At 66.7% G+C, this 16,045-nt stretch carries 20 protein-coding genes; 13 read left to right on the top strand and 7 right to left on the bottom strand.

What is annotated here, in order from left to right; genetic code table 11:
* Nucleotides 1-72: 72 nt before the first annotated feature.
* From EI73_RS13725 to EI73_RS13700, 6 genes are all read right to left on the bottom strand, one after another.
* On the bottom strand, nt 73-438 hold the full coding sequence (locus EI73_RS13725; RefSeq protein WP_034388600.1) for a four-helix bundle copper-binding protein: 366 nt from the start codon (nt 436-438) through the stop codon (nt 73-75).
* Between the two features lie 67 nt (nt 439-505).
* On the bottom strand, nt 506-904 hold the full coding sequence (locus EI73_RS13720) for a cupredoxin domain-containing protein (protein ID WP_034388598.1): 399 nt from the start codon (nt 902-904) through the stop codon (nt 506-508).
* Nucleotides 905-1,682: 778 nt separating this feature from the next.
* On the bottom strand, nt 1,683-2,492 hold the full coding sequence (locus tag EI73_RS13715; RefSeq protein WP_197050787.1) for an IS3 family transposase: 810 nt from the start codon (nt 2,490-2,492) through the stop codon (nt 1,683-1,685).
* Nucleotides 2,493-2,497: 5 nt separating this feature from the next.
* Nucleotides 2,498-2,767, bottom strand: coding sequence for a transposase (locus EI73_RS13710; protein WP_034388595.1), 270 nt, complete (start codon nt 2,765-2,767; stop codon nt 2,498-2,500).
* On the bottom strand, nt 2,760-3,440 hold the full coding sequence (locus EI73_RS13705) for a cell wall metabolism sensor histidine kinase WalK (protein WP_051935634.1): 681 nt from the start codon (nt 3,438-3,440) through the stop codon (nt 2,760-2,762). Before EI73_RS13705 ends, EI73_RS13710 begins: the two co-directional genes overlap by 8 nt.
* Before the next feature lie 63 nt (nt 3,441-3,503).
* Nucleotides 3,504-4,052: a ferredoxin--NADP reductase gene (locus tag EI73_RS13700; RefSeq protein ID WP_156103611.1), complete on the bottom strand. Its 549-nt coding sequence runs from the start codon at nt 4,050-4,052 to the stop codon at nt 3,504-3,506.
* A 761-nt stretch (nt 4,053-4,813) separates the two neighbouring features.
* Here EI73_RS13700 and EI73_RS13695 point away from each other — a divergent pair.
* From EI73_RS13695 to EI73_RS13670, 6 genes are all read left to right on the top strand, one after another.
* A complete protein-coding gene (locus tag EI73_RS13695; protein WP_051935633.1) occupies nt 4,814-5,449 on the top strand; it encodes a M23 family metallopeptidase in 636 nt (211 codons plus the stop codon).
* Entirely contained in the window at nt 5,434-6,024 is a 591-nt protein-coding gene (locus tag EI73_RS13690) for an SCO family protein (RefSeq protein WP_034388590.1), read from the top strand. The genes EI73_RS13695 and EI73_RS13690 overlap by 16 nt, the downstream gene beginning before the upstream one ends.
* Nucleotides 6,025-6,327: 303 nt before the next feature.
* Nucleotides 6,328-6,804, top strand: a complete 477-nt coding sequence (locus EI73_RS13685) for a DUF3105 domain-containing protein (protein WP_197050786.1) — start codon at nt 6,328-6,330, stop codon at nt 6,802-6,804.
* A 19-nt stretch (nt 6,805-6,823) separates the two neighbouring features.
* Nucleotides 6,824-7,333 (top strand): redoxin domain-containing protein, encoded by a 510-nt coding sequence (locus EI73_RS13680; protein WP_051935631.1) that lies wholly within the window; start codon nt 6,824-6,826, stop codon nt 7,331-7,333.
* Between the two features lie 40 nt (nt 7,334-7,373).
* Nucleotides 7,374-8,054 (top strand): response regulator transcription factor, encoded by a 681-nt coding sequence (locus tag EI73_RS13675; protein ID WP_034388587.1) that lies wholly within the window; start codon nt 7,374-7,376, stop codon nt 8,052-8,054.
* 25 nt (nt 8,055-8,079) lie between these two features.
* Nucleotides 8,080-9,201, top strand: a complete 1,122-nt coding sequence (locus tag EI73_RS13670) for a cell wall metabolism sensor histidine kinase WalK (RefSeq protein WP_051935630.1) — start codon at nt 8,080-8,082, stop codon at nt 9,199-9,201.
* A gap of 427 nt (nt 9,202-9,628) precedes the next feature.
* On the opposite strand, the gene EI73_RS13665 is transcribed toward EI73_RS13670, so the two are convergent.
* Nucleotides 9,629-9,874 (bottom strand): DUF2171 domain-containing protein, encoded by a 246-nt coding sequence (locus tag EI73_RS13665; protein WP_034388585.1) that lies wholly within the window; start codon nt 9,872-9,874, stop codon nt 9,629-9,631.
* A 122-nt stretch (nt 9,875-9,996) separates the two neighbouring features.
* Between EI73_RS13665 and EI73_RS13660 the strand changes: the two genes are divergently transcribed.
* From EI73_RS13660 to EI73_RS13630, 7 genes are read left to right on the top strand one after another with little or no spacing between them, the layout of a single operon-like run.
* Nucleotides 9,997-12,534: a heavy metal translocating P-type ATPase gene (locus EI73_RS13660; RefSeq protein WP_034388583.1), complete on the top strand. Its 2,538-nt coding sequence runs from the start codon at nt 9,997-9,999 to the stop codon at nt 12,532-12,534.
* 8 nt (nt 12,535-12,542) lie between these two features.
* A complete protein-coding gene (locus EI73_RS13655) occupies nt 12,543-12,794 on the top strand; it encodes a glutaredoxin family protein (protein WP_034388581.1) in 252 nt (83 codons plus the stop codon).
* Nucleotides 12,791-13,525: a ZIP family metal transporter gene (locus tag EI73_RS13650; protein ID WP_081909086.1), complete on the top strand. Its 735-nt coding sequence runs from the start codon at nt 12,791-12,793 to the stop codon at nt 13,523-13,525. The genes EI73_RS13655 and EI73_RS13650 overlap by 4 nt, the downstream gene beginning before the upstream one ends.
* A complete protein-coding gene (locus EI73_RS13645) occupies nt 13,522-14,052 on the top strand; it encodes a signal peptidase II (RefSeq protein WP_051935629.1) in 531 nt (176 codons plus the stop codon). Before EI73_RS13650 ends, EI73_RS13645 begins: the two co-directional genes overlap by 4 nt.
* Complete coding sequence (locus tag EI73_RS13640) at nt 14,049-14,549, top strand: DUF3105 domain-containing protein (protein WP_034388579.1); 501 nt, start codon at nt 14,049-14,051, stop codon at nt 14,547-14,549. Before EI73_RS13645 ends, EI73_RS13640 begins: the two co-directional genes overlap by 4 nt.
* Nucleotides 14,519-15,139, top strand: a complete 621-nt coding sequence (locus EI73_RS13635) for a DUF305 domain-containing protein (protein ID WP_081909085.1) — start codon at nt 14,519-14,521, stop codon at nt 15,137-15,139. The genes EI73_RS13640 and EI73_RS13635 overlap by 31 nt, the downstream gene beginning before the upstream one ends.
* On the top strand, nt 15,132-16,028 hold the full coding sequence (locus EI73_RS13630) for a cation diffusion facilitator family transporter (protein WP_034388578.1): 897 nt from the start codon (nt 15,132-15,134) through the stop codon (nt 16,026-16,028). The genes EI73_RS13635 and EI73_RS13630 overlap by 8 nt, the downstream gene beginning before the upstream one ends.
* Nucleotides 16,029-16,045: the final 17 nt, after the last annotated feature.

Raw genomic sequence — 16,045 nt, 5'->3', positions numbered from 1 at the left:
GCGCCCCTCTGTTCAACTTCAATAAAAACAGGAACCCGCACCCTGCGGGTTCCTGTCGATCTGGCCCTGGTGTCAGGCCTGCGCCATCTGCCGGCAGGAGTCGGCGCAGCGGCGGCAGGTGTCCGCGCACGTTCGCATCTGCGGGTCGTCCCCCATTCCCTCGCAGCTTTGCGCACAACGCTCGCACACCTCCGCGCAGACCCCACACACCCGCGCGTGCAACTCCGAGCCGCGCAGCATGAAGTCCTCACTGGTGTGGCAGATCATCGCGCAGTCCATCAGCAAGCGGACATGCGACGCCTCCGCGTGCCGCCCGCCCTGCTGGAGGCAGTACGTCAGCGTCTGCAAGCACACGTCGTGACAGTCGGAACAGGCTTGAATACAGTCCTGCATCATCGAGTTCATGCTGCTCATTCCCTGCTGTTGCGCGTTCGTCATGTGATTCTCCCGTGGCGTTGAGGAGCTTGGGTTCGGGTGGCACCAGCCGGTCCTGCTGCGTGTCCTGTTACTTCACCGTTGCTCCCTCCTGGCGGGCGACGATCTTGCCCCGGTACATGTTCATCCCGCAGGTGAATTCGTACTCGCCGGGCTGAGCGGGCGTCACCTCCAGGGGCACGGTCTGGTTCTCCGGCAGGTGCGCGCGCTGCCCGAACGCCGGGAGGACCACTTCCTCCCCGCAGGTACTGGCCTCCCGCCGGGTGAAGTTCAGCCGGACGGGCTGCCCGGCCTGCACCTCGATCACGGCGGGCTGGTACCCGCCCCTCACCGTCACGTCAATTTCCTGCATGCCCCCCTCCTTCGCGTGTGCCTGCACGCTTTCCCGCCGGTACAACCAGAAGTACCAGACGATCCAGGCGATCAAACCAAAGCCCACCAGCGTAACGATCCACTGCGTCGTGTTCATGCCCTTCCCTCCCATAGGTGGAACAGCGGGGACAGCCTGCTCCAGCTGCGGGCGAAACGGCACCGTCGCATGCAATCACCCTCAAGTTGATGTTCCCCCGCATTCCTTTTGGGCGGAGCAACCCCTCACCAGGTGGGCAGCAGCGCAGGGGTGTCATGTTCGCCGCTCGGCTGCTTGCCTGCGGCTCACCCAAGACGACCCGTTCAAGGGCTGCCCTCTTCCCCTGGTGCGCCAGCCTCCGATCCGCATGACCTCATTCCTCCTGTGCTTCAGTACAAATTGGCCATGACCTCCAGCTCTGACTGCCGCAACAGTACGTAGTTTGTGTTCAGCTTCGATAAAGTGGGGCATTGGGCATTCCTTGAGGTCGATCACCCGTAGCCAGAGCTTCCCTGCCGTCAGGGCCAGAGACGCGTGTTGTGGGCCTGGCCTGCGCCTCTTGGTTCGGGCGCCACAACGCACCCGCAGAGACAAGCGAGCGTGGAAACGCGTCCTTGATCACCGCACGGGCCGGGAGGTGTCTGACCTGCACCGCCCTGGCCCCCGGCCCTTCGCAGAGGTCTGGCACCCAGGAACTCAGGACGTCATGGCGAAGGGCCGGTTGTGGGGAGGACGCATCGGACCCGCGCTCCGAGTCCTCGCCCACGACTGCTCAAAGAAAGTTCGCCGTGCATGGCACGAATTAAGGTGCGGGCCACGGTCAGGCCCAGGCCGGGTCCGGCACCGTTGAGCCTGCCCCATTTTGTGGTCCAACCTGGACCCCTCATGGCAGCCTACCTCAGCCCGTCGAACGGCGGGCGAACTCTTGCGGTGCCAGGTTATCCAACGAGCTGTGCGGCCGAACCCCGTTATAGTCGCGTCGCCACACGCTCAGAACCAACCGGGCCTGAGGCAGGCTCACGAACCAATTCTGATCCAAGCACTCGTCCCGAAAGCGCCCGTTGAAACTCTCGATATAGGCGTTCTGCACGGGTTTTCCTGGGTCGATGAAATGCCGCTCGATCCCCTCCTGATGTGCCCAAGCATCCAGGGCACGACTGGTGAACTCCGGGCCGTTGTCGCTGATGATGACCTTGGGCTTGCCCCGTTCTTTGATCGCCTCCGCCAGCAGACGGGCGACACCGTCGCCCGTGATCGAGGTGTCGGCGAAGCACACCACGCACTCCCGCGTGAAGTCGTCCACCACGTTCAGCACCCGAAAGCGCTGCCCACTGGCGAGCTGGTCGCTCACGAAGTCGGTGCTCCAGCGCTGATTGGCCGCTGTCGGTACTGACAGCGGCGTGCGACGCTGCACGACCCGCTTTCTGCGGGTCTTTTTCCTGACAGTCAGGTCGAGCGCTTTGTAGACGCGGTAGACCCGCTTGTGGTTGACGACCTCACCCTCGCGGCGCAACAACACCTCCAGTCGTCGGTATCCGAATCGAGGCCGCTCCTGGGCGAGTTTTGCCAGTCGCGCCCCCAACTGTTGATCATTTTTGCGAACCTTGTAGCGATGCGAGGAACGGCCGAAACCAAGCACGCGGCATGCTCGACGTTCGCTGACGCCGTGATGGCTCTGGAGGTAGCGCGCCGCTTCACGGCGCTGCACGGGCGCTACCACTTCTTTCCCACGACGTCTTTCAACATCGCGTTGTCGAGGGCCAGGTCGGCGACCAGCTTCTTCAGCCGAGCATTTTCGTCTTCAAGCTGTTTAAGCCGCTTGGCGTCGTCGGTTTTGGGTTGACGGCTGTAGGTGGCCTTCCAGTTCTGGATGGTCTTGCGGCTGATGCCCGTGGAGCGGCTCACGGCAGCGATGGCTTCACCGTTCTCGATCCGCCCGAGGATTTCGAGGACCTTCTCCTCACTGTGTCGTTCCTTACCCATACGCTCCCCCTGTTCTACCTGGGGTGGCAGCGCTGGACCTCAAAACGGGGGCAACGTCACCGTGGGCGCGTGTGCGCGACTCATCCCCTCGGAAAAAGGGGGCAAAGGCACGGGCCAGTTCCACCTCGGTGCAGCCGTGGCCACTGTCCGCGATGACCACCACTGCGCACGTCCCTCGCCGCTGACCGGTGATGGTCACGCGACCACCCGGGGTATGGCACACAGCGTTATGAAGCGCTGCTGACAGCGCCACGCCGACATACCGCGGATCAGCGAAGGCAGTCGCGCCCAGGTTCCCCTCGAGGACCGCGGCCGTCCGCTGCGCCTGGGCGAGTGTGGCGTACTGCTCCATCAGGGGAACCAGAAGTTCACCCAGCGAGAACACACGCGGGTCGAGGGGCAGCGTGTCGGCGCTCGACGCGGCCAGTAAGGCCAGGTCCGCGGCCAGCCCGTCCAGCCGCCTCACCTCGCGCAGCACGCCGCGGTGGGCGTCCTCACCGCTCAGAACGCCGTCGGCCAGGCCTTCGACGTACCCGCGGATACCCGCCAAGGGCGTCCGCACTTCATGCGACAGTGCTGCCGCCCACTCGCGGGGGAACTTGATTTCCGCCGAGTCCGCGTTCATGGCCACGTCCTGCCGTTTCACGTTCTGAGGTCCGCCGGTGTCACCCATCTCAGTCACAGCTCCTGCAGGACATGGAAAGTCTGGGCGAGCGGAGATCCTGCGCCCCTGCGCTCAATACCCTGTGAAGTCCTCAGAACGGATGCGTTCATCCGTCACGCCAAGTTCGTTGAGCGTCGCGTGAAGCCCCCGGACGAGACCCGGCGGTCCACACAGAAAGAAGACCGCGCGGTCCAGGTCAACCACATGCTGCTGAATCAGGGCGGCGTCGACGCGTCCACGCTGGCCCGACCAGCACGTACCCGGTTCGCGCGTGAGGGTGTGAATGACCCGAAAGAGAGGATTGCGCCCGGCGAGTTCAGCGAGGGCTTGTGCATACGCCATCTCACTGGTGTCCCGGTTGCTGTACAGCAGCGTGAGTCGCATGGGCAGACGCAGGTCCGCCGCGTACTCCGCGATGCTTTTAAGCGGCGTGATGCCCACCCCGCCAGACAGCAGCACCAGGTGCTCCGCAGGGTCAATCACGAAACTGCCGGCTGGGCCGCTGATCAACACCTCGTCGCCCACCTGCAACTGTTGAAAGGTGCGCTTGAAGGAGCTGCCTGACATGCGGACGGCAAATTCCAGGTACGGCCGGGTGGGCGACGAGGCCATGGAAAGCATGCGGCCCGCAACGGGCGATGGTCCGCCGAGGGTGGATGGTTGGAGTTTCAGCTTGAGCTGTGCATACTGTCCCGCCCGGAAGTGGAACGGATCAGGTTTAGCGATCCGCACCACAGGGATGGTGGGTGTTTCCTGCCAAGTCTCCAGCACCTGCACGGCAAACTGCGGCTTGCAGCAGGCGCACTCGCAGTTGCAGGCCACGTCACGCCACCCGCACGAACGAGGAACGCTCCGGATGGTGGCTGGGAACGTGGAGTTGTGCAGCGGTCATGGACTAATCAGTACCAGGGACATGTTCAGCCCGAATAAAGCTTGAACTGTTCACCCATACGGACCGTTCAGAGGGGAAGCGGCATGCGGCGTTCTGCCTGGCAGGAGACGCCAACGCGCTTGTGTCGTCTGGCGTGCCGCATGAGACAGTCCATGGGCTATCGATCCACGCCAGCCGTTCCTGGTAAAGAGGACCATTGGAGGGCCAAGCGACGTTTGGGAAGGCGCCCGAGCAGTCTACCCAGGACATCGCCCCATCGCGCAGGATGGACGGGCAACACGCGCAGGAATCATCCTGTGGGTCGTCGGCGCGCCGGAGGTGAACAATGGTCACTTTCGGTAACAACGGGCGCTAAACCTCAGGACCTTCGATGTTCATGTTAAATCTTAGTTAAGTGCAGGTGACTTTGTCGTGGACGGGTGGTAAACCATTCCGCGTGTTTCTCCTGTCTAAGCTGCATCGCTCGTGGGCCCTCACGTGTCTGTTGTTCATGGCACCCGCGTCGGCTGCGACCACAACCTATACAACCTATACGGTCCAGGCCGGTGATACCCTGAGCCGCATTGCCCAGCAGCACGACCTCTGTCTGGACGCGCTGCTTGCAGCCAATCCTGCCGTCGATCGCGCCCGTGCGCTGCAGGTCGGCCAGTCGCTGCACCTGCCCCTCCCAGCGAGGAGTGCTTCACGCTCACCCGCACAGGTACAGGTCATCCGGACGGCCGGCTTTCGCTCCAGCGCCGCAACCGTACCCCTGGCAGGCGTGATCACCACGTACTTTCGCCCGGGACATCCGGGCCTCGACATCGCGGCCCCGGTTGGCTCGCCTATCATCGCCCCGGCAACTGGAGTGGTCGTCGAGTCACGGCTGGATACGGTGAGCGGGTGGGGTTGGACCATCGTCCTGGCCCACGGTGATGGGCTCACCAGCCGCTACAGCCACAACAGCAGAAATCTCGTGCGCGTGGGACAGCAGGTGACTCGCGGGGAGGTCATCGCCCGCGTCGGCTCCACCGGACACAGCACCGGCCCTCATCTTGACTACCGCCTCTACCGCGACTCGGTTCCGCTCAACCCAGCAGCGTTCCAGCTGGCGGACTCCACCCGGCGTTCATGTCCCGCCTCCTGACAGCCCTGTTGCTCGCCGTGGCCCTGGTCTTGAGCGGCGTGTTGGTGCAACGCGCGTACCTCATGCCGCTGGGGGGGAGCGAAGTGGACACGCGGCCCCTCGTCCCGGATGTGCCGCTGACCGGCCAGGACAACCGGACTCACCGCCTCTCCGACTGGGCTGGCCAGACGCGCGTCGTCGTGTTTGGGTACACGCGCTGTCCAAACCTGACCCCCATCGTCCTGAAGGGCCTTGCCGAGGCAGCCGCGCGACTCACACCTGCTCACCGGGCGCGCCTGCGGATCATTCTGGTAACGGTTGATCCGGGAACCGACACGCCCAGCAGACTGCGCAAATATCTTCATATGTTCCCGAACACCTTCCGTGGCCTGACCGGAACCGAGCAGGCACTGGACGTGACGCGGCAGGGTTTCTACGTCCATGCCTACCGCGAACCCGGCGGGCAGATCAACCACGGTGATTCCATCGCCATCGTCGACCAGGACGGACACTTCCGCCGCTTTTATTTCCCCCTGGACGTCATGGACGGGACATTGACACGTGACCTGCCTCACCTGATCGATGCTTACTCGTGACGCTGGCCGTCCCATGGCGTTGGCCCCGGGTCCTGCAACTCAGCTGTTCTCTCCGCAGCCGCACGCGGCCGAGAGCTTCTCGAGGCAGCCTGTTCCACCGAGGGGGCGTTGAACCGTCTAGCGGAAACGCCCCGGTGCTGAGTCGCTGTAAGTGGAGTGGCTGGCGAGAAACTCCGCCGTGAGGCCCTTTATTCTTTTTGAACACAACATTCGTAGTTTGCGGGAATGTCGAAGGCTTTCAGTAAGCAGCCTCCAAAGTTCTCGTCAAAGCCGCAGCGCCGGAGTCCGTGGCCGGGGGTGCTGGTGGGAGCGGTGTTGCTGGCCCTGGGGGGCGGGGCCTGGTGGGCCCGTTCCGGTGGAGGGGCCGGAGAACTGGGCCAGACCTTCCCCAACCAGGGCCAGCAACACATCGCTTTCGGTGCTCAGCACCCCCCCTACAACTCCTTCCCCGCCACCAGTGGCTGGCACTACGTGCGGCCGCAGCCCTGGGGCACCTTCGTGTACGAGATCGCCCCCGAAACCCTGGTCCACAATCTGGAACACGGTGGCGTGGTCATCCAGTACAACCCCTCGCTCCTGAAGGGCGACGTCGCGAAGCTGGAGGACATTCAGCGGCGCTTCCCGAACAAGACGGTCGTCGCGCCGGATTCCAAGCTGGAGGTGCCGCTGGCCCTGACCGCCTGGCGCAGACTGTACACCCTGGACACGCTGGCCGAGGCGAAGATCGTGGACTTCATCGAACGGTACAAGAATCGTGCCCCCGAACGCTTCCCCGACTGAACCTCGCCGGACAGGCGGCGTGCGGCGCTGGCTGCCCCCGGTGCTCGCGGCGATCATGGTCGCCGTGCTGGCCGTTGCCCTCCTGCGCCCCAACAAGGAAGCGAAGTCCCCACGGGTGGGAAAACCCGCCCCCGACTTCACGCTCGTCACCCTCGACGGCCAGCCGTTCCGGTTGCAGGACCACCTCGGGCAGCCGCTGGTCGTGAACTTCTGGGCATCGTGGTGCGTGCCCTGCCGGGAGGAAGCCCCGATGCTGGGTGAATTCGCACGAGATGCCCAGAACCTCACGATGGTGGGCGTGGTCTTCCAGGATCAGCCGGACGCGGCGCGGGCCTTCGTGCGGGAGTTCGCCGTGCCGTACCCCAGCATGGTGGACCGGCAGTCCCGGGTCGCCATCGACTACGGGGTGGCGGGCATTCCGGAGACGTTCTTCATCGATGCCAGCGGCGTGATCCGCGAGAAACACAACGGGCCCTTCACCCGCGAGGACCTCTGGAACAGCGCCCGGCGAATCGGCGTCCGCTTCTGATGGTGCGCGCCGTCCCCCGCCTGACATACTGGAAAGAAGCATGAGTACCGTGCTGGTGGTGGACGACGAGCCGAGCGTGCGCAAGGTCGCCTCGGCGTACCTGGAACGCGAAGGGTTTCAGGTGCGAACGGCGGCGGACGGCATCGACGGTCTGCGGCAAGCGGAAGCAGGTGGCCTGGCGCTCGTCGTGCTGGACGTGATGCTGCCGAAGATGAGCGGCCTGGACGTCTGCAAGCGCCTCCGGGCCTCCTCCAACGTGCCGGTCATCCTGCTCACCGCCCGCGGGGAGGAGTTCGACCGGATCCTCGGCCTGGAACTGGGCGCGGACGATTACGTGGTCAAGCCGTTCAGCCCGCGGGAACTGGTGGCGCGCGTGAAGGCGGTCCTGCGGCGCACCTCCGGTGAGGCGGCGCCCCTCCCCGCGGTGTACGAGGACCTGCGGGTGGACCCGGTGACGCGCACGGTGAGCCTGGCCGGGCAAGCGCTGGACCTCAGCGCGCTGGAGTTCGACCTGCTGTACGAACTCGCCAGGGCGCCGGGGCGGGTGTTCACCCGCAACGAGCTGATCAAGCGGGTGTGGGGAGAGGACTTCCCGGGCGTGGACCGTGTGGTGGACGTGCACCTGGTCAGCCTGCGCAAGCATCTGGGAGAGTCCGGGCAGTCGCCGCGGTTCATTCACGCCGTGCGGGGGGTGGGGTACCGCTTTGGCCGCGCCGAGTAAGCCCACTTCTGGTCTGGGCCTGAGAGTGAAGCTGCTGCTCTCGTACCTGGCGGTGATCGCCCTGTCCGCCACGACGATGATCGTGATCGCGGAGTGGACGGCCCCGCTCTTCTACCACACGCACATTGAGCAGATGGTCCAAATGTTCGGCATCCGCAACATCCCGGAGATGCGCCGCCAACTGTCCGAGGGCTTCACCGGTGCGTTCGGGAGTGCCCTCGCGGTGGCGAGTTTCACGACGCTGCTGGTGGCCCTGGTGGTGAGTGCCTTTGTCAGCCGACAGATTCTGCGGTCCGTGAAACGCGTCAGCCATGCCAGCACCCGCATCGCAGCAGGACACTACGCCGAGCGGCTGCCGGAGATGGGCCGGGACGAACTCGGCGAGCTGACCGGCAGCTTCAACCGCATGGCGGAGGCCCTGGAGGCGACGGAGGTGCGGCGGCGGGAACTGATCGGGACGGTCGCGCACGAGTTGCGGACGCCCCTGACTGGGATGCGTGGACTGACCGAGGGGCTGCTCGACGGCGTCTTTCGCATCGAGGAGGCCGGGCCGGACCTCATCCGGGAGATCCGGCGGCTGGAACGGCTCACGCAGGACCTGTCCCTGGTGACGCAGGCGGAGGCGGGCGTGATTCCAGTGGTACCGCGGCCGGTTCACCTGGCAGAACTCGTGCGCGCGGCCTGCGCTCAGTTCGAGCGGCCCTTCGCGCACAAGGGGCTATCCCTGGCACTGGACGTGCGGCGGGAGGTTCGGGTGTTCGCAGACCCGGACCGGGTCACGCAGGTGCTGGTCAACCTCTTGTCGAACGCGCTCCGGCATACCTCCACGGGAGGCGTGACGGTTTACGTGGACGGGAACGGCAGGTGCGGCCGGGTGGACGTGCAGGACACCGGCGAGGGCATCGCCCCGCAGGACCTGCCGCACGTCTTCGAGCGCTTTTACCGCTCGGACAAGTCCCGCGCCCGGGACGCGGAGGAGAGCGTCGGGGCGGGGGTGGGCCTGACCGTCTCCCGGCACCTGATCGAGGCGATGGGCGGGTCGATCCGGGTGATGAGCGCCGAGGGGAAGGGGACGACGTTCGGGGTGGAACTGCCCCTGGCGGTGGGGATGGAACGGGAGGGTACCGCCGTACCCACGCTCCCCTGATGACGACGGCAGCGGCATGGACCCGAACCGCTCAACCCGCACATGGGAGAACGGCTCATCCTGGCGAGTTGCTGCGGCCGTGACTGCACGCTCTGGCGCGGCCGTATCCCCGCTCTCGCCGTTCCCTAGCATGTCGGCAGCAGGCACCACTGGTGTTGCGGTGCACGGTGAAGCGCCAGCATCGGCGCACCCCCAGGGAGAGCACCGGGAAGATGGACTCTGCTCGTGCCGCCTGCACGCCCCGAACCCGGACGGTGCGGAGGACGAGCGCCTGGAGTGGCCTGAGTAGGCAGTGTGCTGGGCGGTGAGATCGACTTGCAGCGCGGGCCAGTCCGGCGGGAGTGCCCACTCTTTACAGAACGTCCACGGGCACCGTAGGGGAGAGACAGAGGGGCAACCCGTAAGTTGCCCCCTCATCACGGCCAGCTTACTGTCGATGTTCGGGGTGGGGGTCCTGGCTCAGCCACTGCTGATGCACCTGCTCGTGGTTCAGGTTCAGGTGCACATGCTGATCCACGTGGTCCACCGCGCTCAAGGGCAGCCAGTGGGGCTGACCGGAATCATCGTTGGTGAGCTTGATGTACTCGCCATCGACGCTGTCCACCTGCCCGTGGTCCATTCCGTTCGCGCACTTCACGGGCATACCGGGTTTGATCTGCGACTGCATCGTCATACCTTGCCTCCTGGGTAGTCAGCGTACGCGCCCTCTTTCGGCTCCCAGATGAGTGTACCGCCAATCTCATTTCATGTCTGAGCAGACTTACATATGAACTGTCCCTCAGGTATAGTGGAGCCATGACCGCCTCGCCCTCCCGCTCGGATCCCCCTCGGCCGGGAACCGCCCACCTGACCTACTTCGTGGATGGAATGGACTGTGCCAGTTGCGTGCAGAAAGTCGAGCGCATGATGGCCACCCTGCCCGGCGCGACAGACGTCAAGACCAGCTTCAACAGGCAGACGCTGGACCTGGACCTCGACGAGACGCAAACAGCACGGACCACCCTGGAACGCAACCTGAAGGCCCTGGGGTACACCCCTTCCCTGCTCAGCGGGGGGGCGTCCCCCGCGCCCTCCCAAGCGGAGACCGCCCACCTGACCTACTTCGTGGACGGGATGGACTGTGCCAGTTGCGTGCAGAAAGTCGAACGTATGATCGCCACGCTGCCCGGCGCGACAGGCGTCAAGACCAGCTTCAACAAGCAGACGCTGGACCTGGACCTCGACGAGCGGCGGACCCGGCGGGCGACGCTGGAAGGCAACCTGAAGGCCCTGGGGTACACCCCTTCCCTGCTGGGAAAGGCCCCCGCCCCCACCGCCCAGAACCATGCTCAGCACGACCATGACCACGAGGGCCATGACCATGCTCACAGCGGTCACGACCACGCCGGGCACGGCCATGTTCATGAAGCGCCGAAGCCCGGTCAGCCCTGGTATGCGACCGGGCAGGGCAAACTGGTCATTACCTCCGGCGTGTTGCTGGCCCTCGCGTGGTTGTTCAGCTTCATCGAACCGCAGTTCGCCACCTGGGGCTTCATTGCCGCGACCCTGCTGGGGGTGTGGCCGCTCGCGAAGAAAGCGGTCGCCAGCGCCCGCTTCGGCGACCCTTTCAGCATCAACATGCTCGTTAGCCTGGCCGCCCTCGGCGCGGTGCTGATCGGGCAGGCCGCCGAGGGCGCGGTCGTCGTGTTCTTTTTCGCCGTGGGTGAGCTGCTGGAAGGCGCTGCCGCCGGACGCGCCCGCGCGGGCATTCAGGCCCTCGCGGCGCTCGCGCCCAAGACGGCCCTGCTGGTCGAAGGCCCGGGCACCCGTGAGGTCCCGGCTGATTCCCTCGCTGTGGGACAGACCGTGCAGGTCAACCCCGGGGCGCGGGTGCCCGCCGACGGCACCATCCTGACCGGCACCTCCAGCCTGGACGACAGCCCGGTGACGGGGGAAAGCGTCCCCGTCGTGAAGGGCGTCGGGGACAGCGTGTACGCGGGCAGCATCAACACCGACGGCGTGCTCACGGTGCGGGTGGACAAGGCCGCCTCGGACAACACCATCGCCCGCATCATTCACCTGGTGGAGGAGGCGGAAGGCAGCAAGGCCCCCACCGCCCGCTTCATCGACCGCTTCAGCCGGTACTACACGCCGGGCGTGGTGGCGGTGTCCGCCCTGGTCGCGCTGGTGCCGCCGCTGCTGTTCGGGGCGGCCTGGTATCCCTGGCTCTACAAGGGCATCGCCCTGCTGCTGATCGGCTGCCCCTGCGCCCTGGTGCTGAGTGTCCCCGCGTCCATTACCAGCGGCATCAGCGCTGGCACGCGGCGGGGCCTGCTGATCAAGGGTGGTGCCGCGCTGGAGACCATCGGCAGCGTGAAGACCGTCGCCTTCGACAAAACCGGGACGCTGACCGCTGGCAAGCCCCGCGTGACCGACGTTGTCGGGCTGAACCTCGACCGCCAGGAGGTGCTGCGCTTGGCCGCCGCCGTGGAATCGGGCAGCAGCCACCCGCTGGCCAAGGCCATCACCGACGCCGCCCGGCAGGCCAAGCTGGCCCTGCCCCCGGTCACAGAGGCCCAGGCCCTCCCCGGCAAGGCCGTCTCGGCCACGGTCGAGGGCCGCACCCTCAGCGTGAGCTCGCCGCGGCATGCCGCGGCGCTGACCCCCCTGCCGGGCCAACTCCAGCAGCAGATCGAGGCGTTCGAGGCGCAGGGCCGCACCGCCGTGGTGCTGCTGGACGGCCCTGCGCCCCTCGGCGTGATCGCCATCCGTGACGAACCCCGACCCGACGCGCGGGACGCCATCGCGGACCTCCGGAATCTGGGGGTCCATGCGGTCATGCTGACCGGGGACAATGCCCGCACCGGGCAGGCCATCGGACGTGACCTGGGCCTGGACGTGCAGGCCGAACTGCTGCCCGAGGACAAGTTGCGCCTGATCGCGGACCTGAAAGCGCGGGGCGGCGTGGCGATGGTCGGGGACGGCATCAATGACGCACCGGCCCTGGCCCAGGCGGACGTGGGGATCGCGATGGGGGGCGGCACCGACGTGGCCCTCGAAACCGCCGACGCCGCCCTGCTGCAAGAGCGTGTCGCGGGTGTGGCCGATCTGGTGGCCCTGTCGCGCGCCACCATGGGCAACATCAAGGTCAATATCGCCTTTGCCCTGGGCCTCAAGGCCATCTTCCTGGTCACCACGCTGCTGGGTTACACCAACCTCTGGATGGCGATCCTGGCCGACACTGGGGCCACCGCCATCGTCACGGCCAACGCGCTGCGCCTGCTGCGCTGGAAGGGCCGTGAACACCAAACAGCCCGTGCAGTGCCGGTCAACGCCGCTCCCCACCGCGCCTGAGGAAGCTCATGCCTGAGATCACGCTCTACACCGTCCCGGGCTGCGCGGACTGCCTGGCCATCAAGCGGCTCCTGACCCACCACAGTGTTCCCTTCACCGAGAAGAACGTGCGGGGCGACCCGGAGGCGCTCGCCGAGATGCAGGCCAAAGCGGACGTGCGCATCGCCCCGGTCACGGTCATCGGTGAGCAGGTCTTTTACGGCCCCTTCGACGAGCAGCGGCCCCGGATTCTGGCCGCCCTGGGAGCCGGTACGCTGTGAGCGCGGCCCTCCAGCAGATTCTGGAACTCACGCTCATTCCCGTGGCGGCCACCATTCTCGGCGGGGTGGCCGCCAGTTTCCGGAGGCCCGGGGAGCGGCTGCGCTCCTTCGTGCAGCACTTCGCGGCCGGGGTGGTGTTCGCGGCGGTGGCGGGGGAACTGTTGCCGGAAATCACCGCGGGCCATCAGCCGGTCGGGGTGGTGATCGGCTTCGCGCTGGGCGTGGTGGTGATGCTCGTCATCCGGGCGCTGGCCGAACGCCTGGAACAGCCCAGCGAGGCGGGCAGGCGCGCCCGGAGTGGGAACGTCGGCCTGGTGACCGTGGTCGGCATCGACGTGCTGATCGACGGCCTGCTGATCGGCGTGGGCTTCGCGGCGGGCGCGCGGGTGGGCACCCTGCTGGTGGTGGCCCTCACGCTGGAACTGCTGTTTTTGGGCGTCTCGGTGGCGTCCAGTCTGGGGGAGTCCGGCACGCCCCGGGGCCGCACCATCCTCACCGTGACCGGGCTGAGCCTGCTGGTGGTCCTGGGCGCGCTGCTGGGGGGTTCCCTGCTGCAGGGCCTGAGCGGCCTCCCCCTGGAGATCGTCCTGTCCTTCGGCGCGGCGGCGCTGCTGTTCCTGGTCACCGAGGAGTTGCTGACCGAGGCGCACGAGGTCAAGGAGACGCCCCTCATCACCGCCGCCTTCTTCGCAGGCTTTGTGGCCCTCTACCTGCTGGAGCTGGCGTCGTGAGGTGGCCGCCCCTGGTCCTGATCGCGGCCCTGCTGGCGCTGGAGGGGCTGCTTAAAGCCTGGGCCGCGGCGAACCTGACCCCGGATGTGGACCGCGTCCTGCTGCCTGGCCTGCTGCACCTGGGCTTCACGCTGAACCCCGGCATGGCCTGGGGACTGCTGGGCGGCCTGACCTCCCCGCTGGCGATCCTGCGCCTGCTGGTCGGCCTGGTGATCGTGGCCGGGCTGCTTTCCGGCCGTCTCCCCGCCTGGCACGTCTGGCCGCTCGCGCTGGTCGCGTCGGGGGCGCTCGGAAATGCCGTGGACGGCCTGGCGCGCGGCGCGGTCGTCGATTACCTCACCGCCCCCCTGCTGGACGTGGTCGCGCGCCCGCTGACGGGCCGCCCCTTTCCCATCTTCAACCTGTCGGACGTGCTGGTGTGTACGGGCACCCTCTGGCTGCTGCTGCATGCCTGGCGAACGGAACGCCGCGCTGGACATTCCGCCTCTGACCGGTGTGCTACCTCTCAACCCAAGGAGAACCCATGAAACGACTGATCCTGCTGACCCTGCCCGTCCTGCTCGCCGCCTGCAACCAGGGAGGTGGTGACATCGAGGGCGTCAAGAGTTTCCAGAACAAGGGGGGGGCCCACCAGGAGGGCCGCATCACCTACACCCAGACCCCCCCGGCTGGCGGGCCGCACAACCCCGCCTGGCAGAACTGCGGCGTGTACGACCGAGCCCTGTATGACGAATACGCCGTGCACAGCCTGGAACACGGGGCGGTGTGGCTCAGCTATCGGCCGGACCTGCCAGCTGATCAGGTCGAGGCGTTGAAGAAGCTGGTGGAGGGGCGTCCCTACACGCTGCTCTCGCCCCACGAGTCGCAGACGGCCCCCGTCATCCTGACGGCCTGGAACAGGCAGCTCGCGGTGCAGGACGTCTCGGACCCCCGGGTAAAGCAGTTCCTCCAGAAGTACGAGCAGGGTGGGGAAGCCCCGGAGATCGGTGCCTCATGCAGCGGCGCGTACAACGGCACGGTTTGAACGCCTGGGCGGGTGGGGTGCTGGCCGCGGCGGTCCTCGGCGTGGGCGCGGCCGTCACCTGGCCCCGCCCGCCCACCGAGGGGAGTCCTGAGGTCACCTTCGCGCGGGACATGAGCGCGCACCACGCTCAGGCGGTGGACATGAGCGTGACGCTGTTCAAGCGGGCGGCGGACCCGGCGGTGAAGCTGCTCGCGCAGGACATCCTCCTCACGCAGCAGGCGCAGGTCGGGCAGATGCAGGGCTGGCTGATGGCCTGGGGCCGCCCGCTGGCCGGCACAGAAGCACCGATGGCGGGCATGGACCGCGCCAGCATGGGCCTGGCGTCCGCTGGGGACGTGCGGCAGCTCCAGCACCTCCCCGTCAACACGGCACAGACCCGCTACCTGGTGCTGATGCGCCGCCACCATCAGGGCGGCGTGGCGATGGCGAAGTCGGCCCTGAAGACCGTGAAGCGGCCAGAAGTCCGGGCCTTTGCCGAGCGGGTGGTGGCGGCACAGACCTCGGAGATCCAGGCCATCGACGCCCTGCTGAAGAAGCGCATGACGGGCGGTCAGCCCCAGCCGGAAATGGACGGGATGCAGCATGAGTGAACACGGCCACAGCCACGGCGCGAACGCGAGCGCCCGGCAGCTCAGCGTCGCCCTGGCCCTGACCGGGACATTTCTGGTGGTGGAAGTGATTTACGGCTTCCTCTCCGGGAGTCTCGCGCTGCTGTCGGACGCGGGGCACATGCTGACCGACGTGATGGCGCTGGTCCTGTCCCTGTTCGCCATCCGCATCGGGCAGCGGGCCGCCGACGGGAAACGCACCTTCGGGTACCGCCGCACGGAGATTCTGGCGGCGGCCGTGAACGCCGCGGCGCTGTTTGCCATCGGCCTGTATATCCTCTTCGAGGCGTACCGCCGCCTGCGCGAGCCGGTGGAGGTGCAGAGCACCACCATGCTGGTCGTGGCCGTGCTCGGGCTGATCGTGAACCTGATCAGCGCGCGCCTGCTCGTTTCGGGCAGCGAACACAGCCTGAACGTGAAGTCCGCCTACCTGGAGGTGATGGGGGACCTGCTCGGCTCGGTGGCGGTGATCGTGGGCGCGCTGGTGATTCGCTTTACCGGCCTGACCTGGGTGGACCCAGTGCTGGGCGCCCTGATCGGTCTCTGGGTCTTGCCGCGCACCTGGGTTCTGCTGCGCTCCAGCGTCAACGTGCTGCTGGAAGGGGTGCCGGAAGGTGTGGACCTCGATGGGCTCCGGGCGGAACTCGCGGCCCTGCCCGGCGTGCAGGAGGTGCATGACCTGCACGTCTGGAGCGTGACCAGTGGGCTGCACAGCCTCACCGCGCATCTGGTGGTGGCCGCAGGCCAGCCGCAGAGGGACCTGCTGCCCCAGGTGCATGCCATCGCTGAGCGCCACGGGATTGAGCACAGCACGGTGCAATTCGAACCCCCGGATGCCCACGCCGGACATGAGGGCCACGTTCACCCATGAAGCGGAGGCGGCAGCAG

The organism is Deinococcus sp. YIM 77859 (assembly GCF_000745175.1).
Taxonomy (GTDB): Bacteria; Deinococcota; Deinococci; order Deinococcales; family Deinococcaceae; genus Deinococcus.
This window is presented reverse-complemented; position numbering and strand designations above follow the sequence as displayed.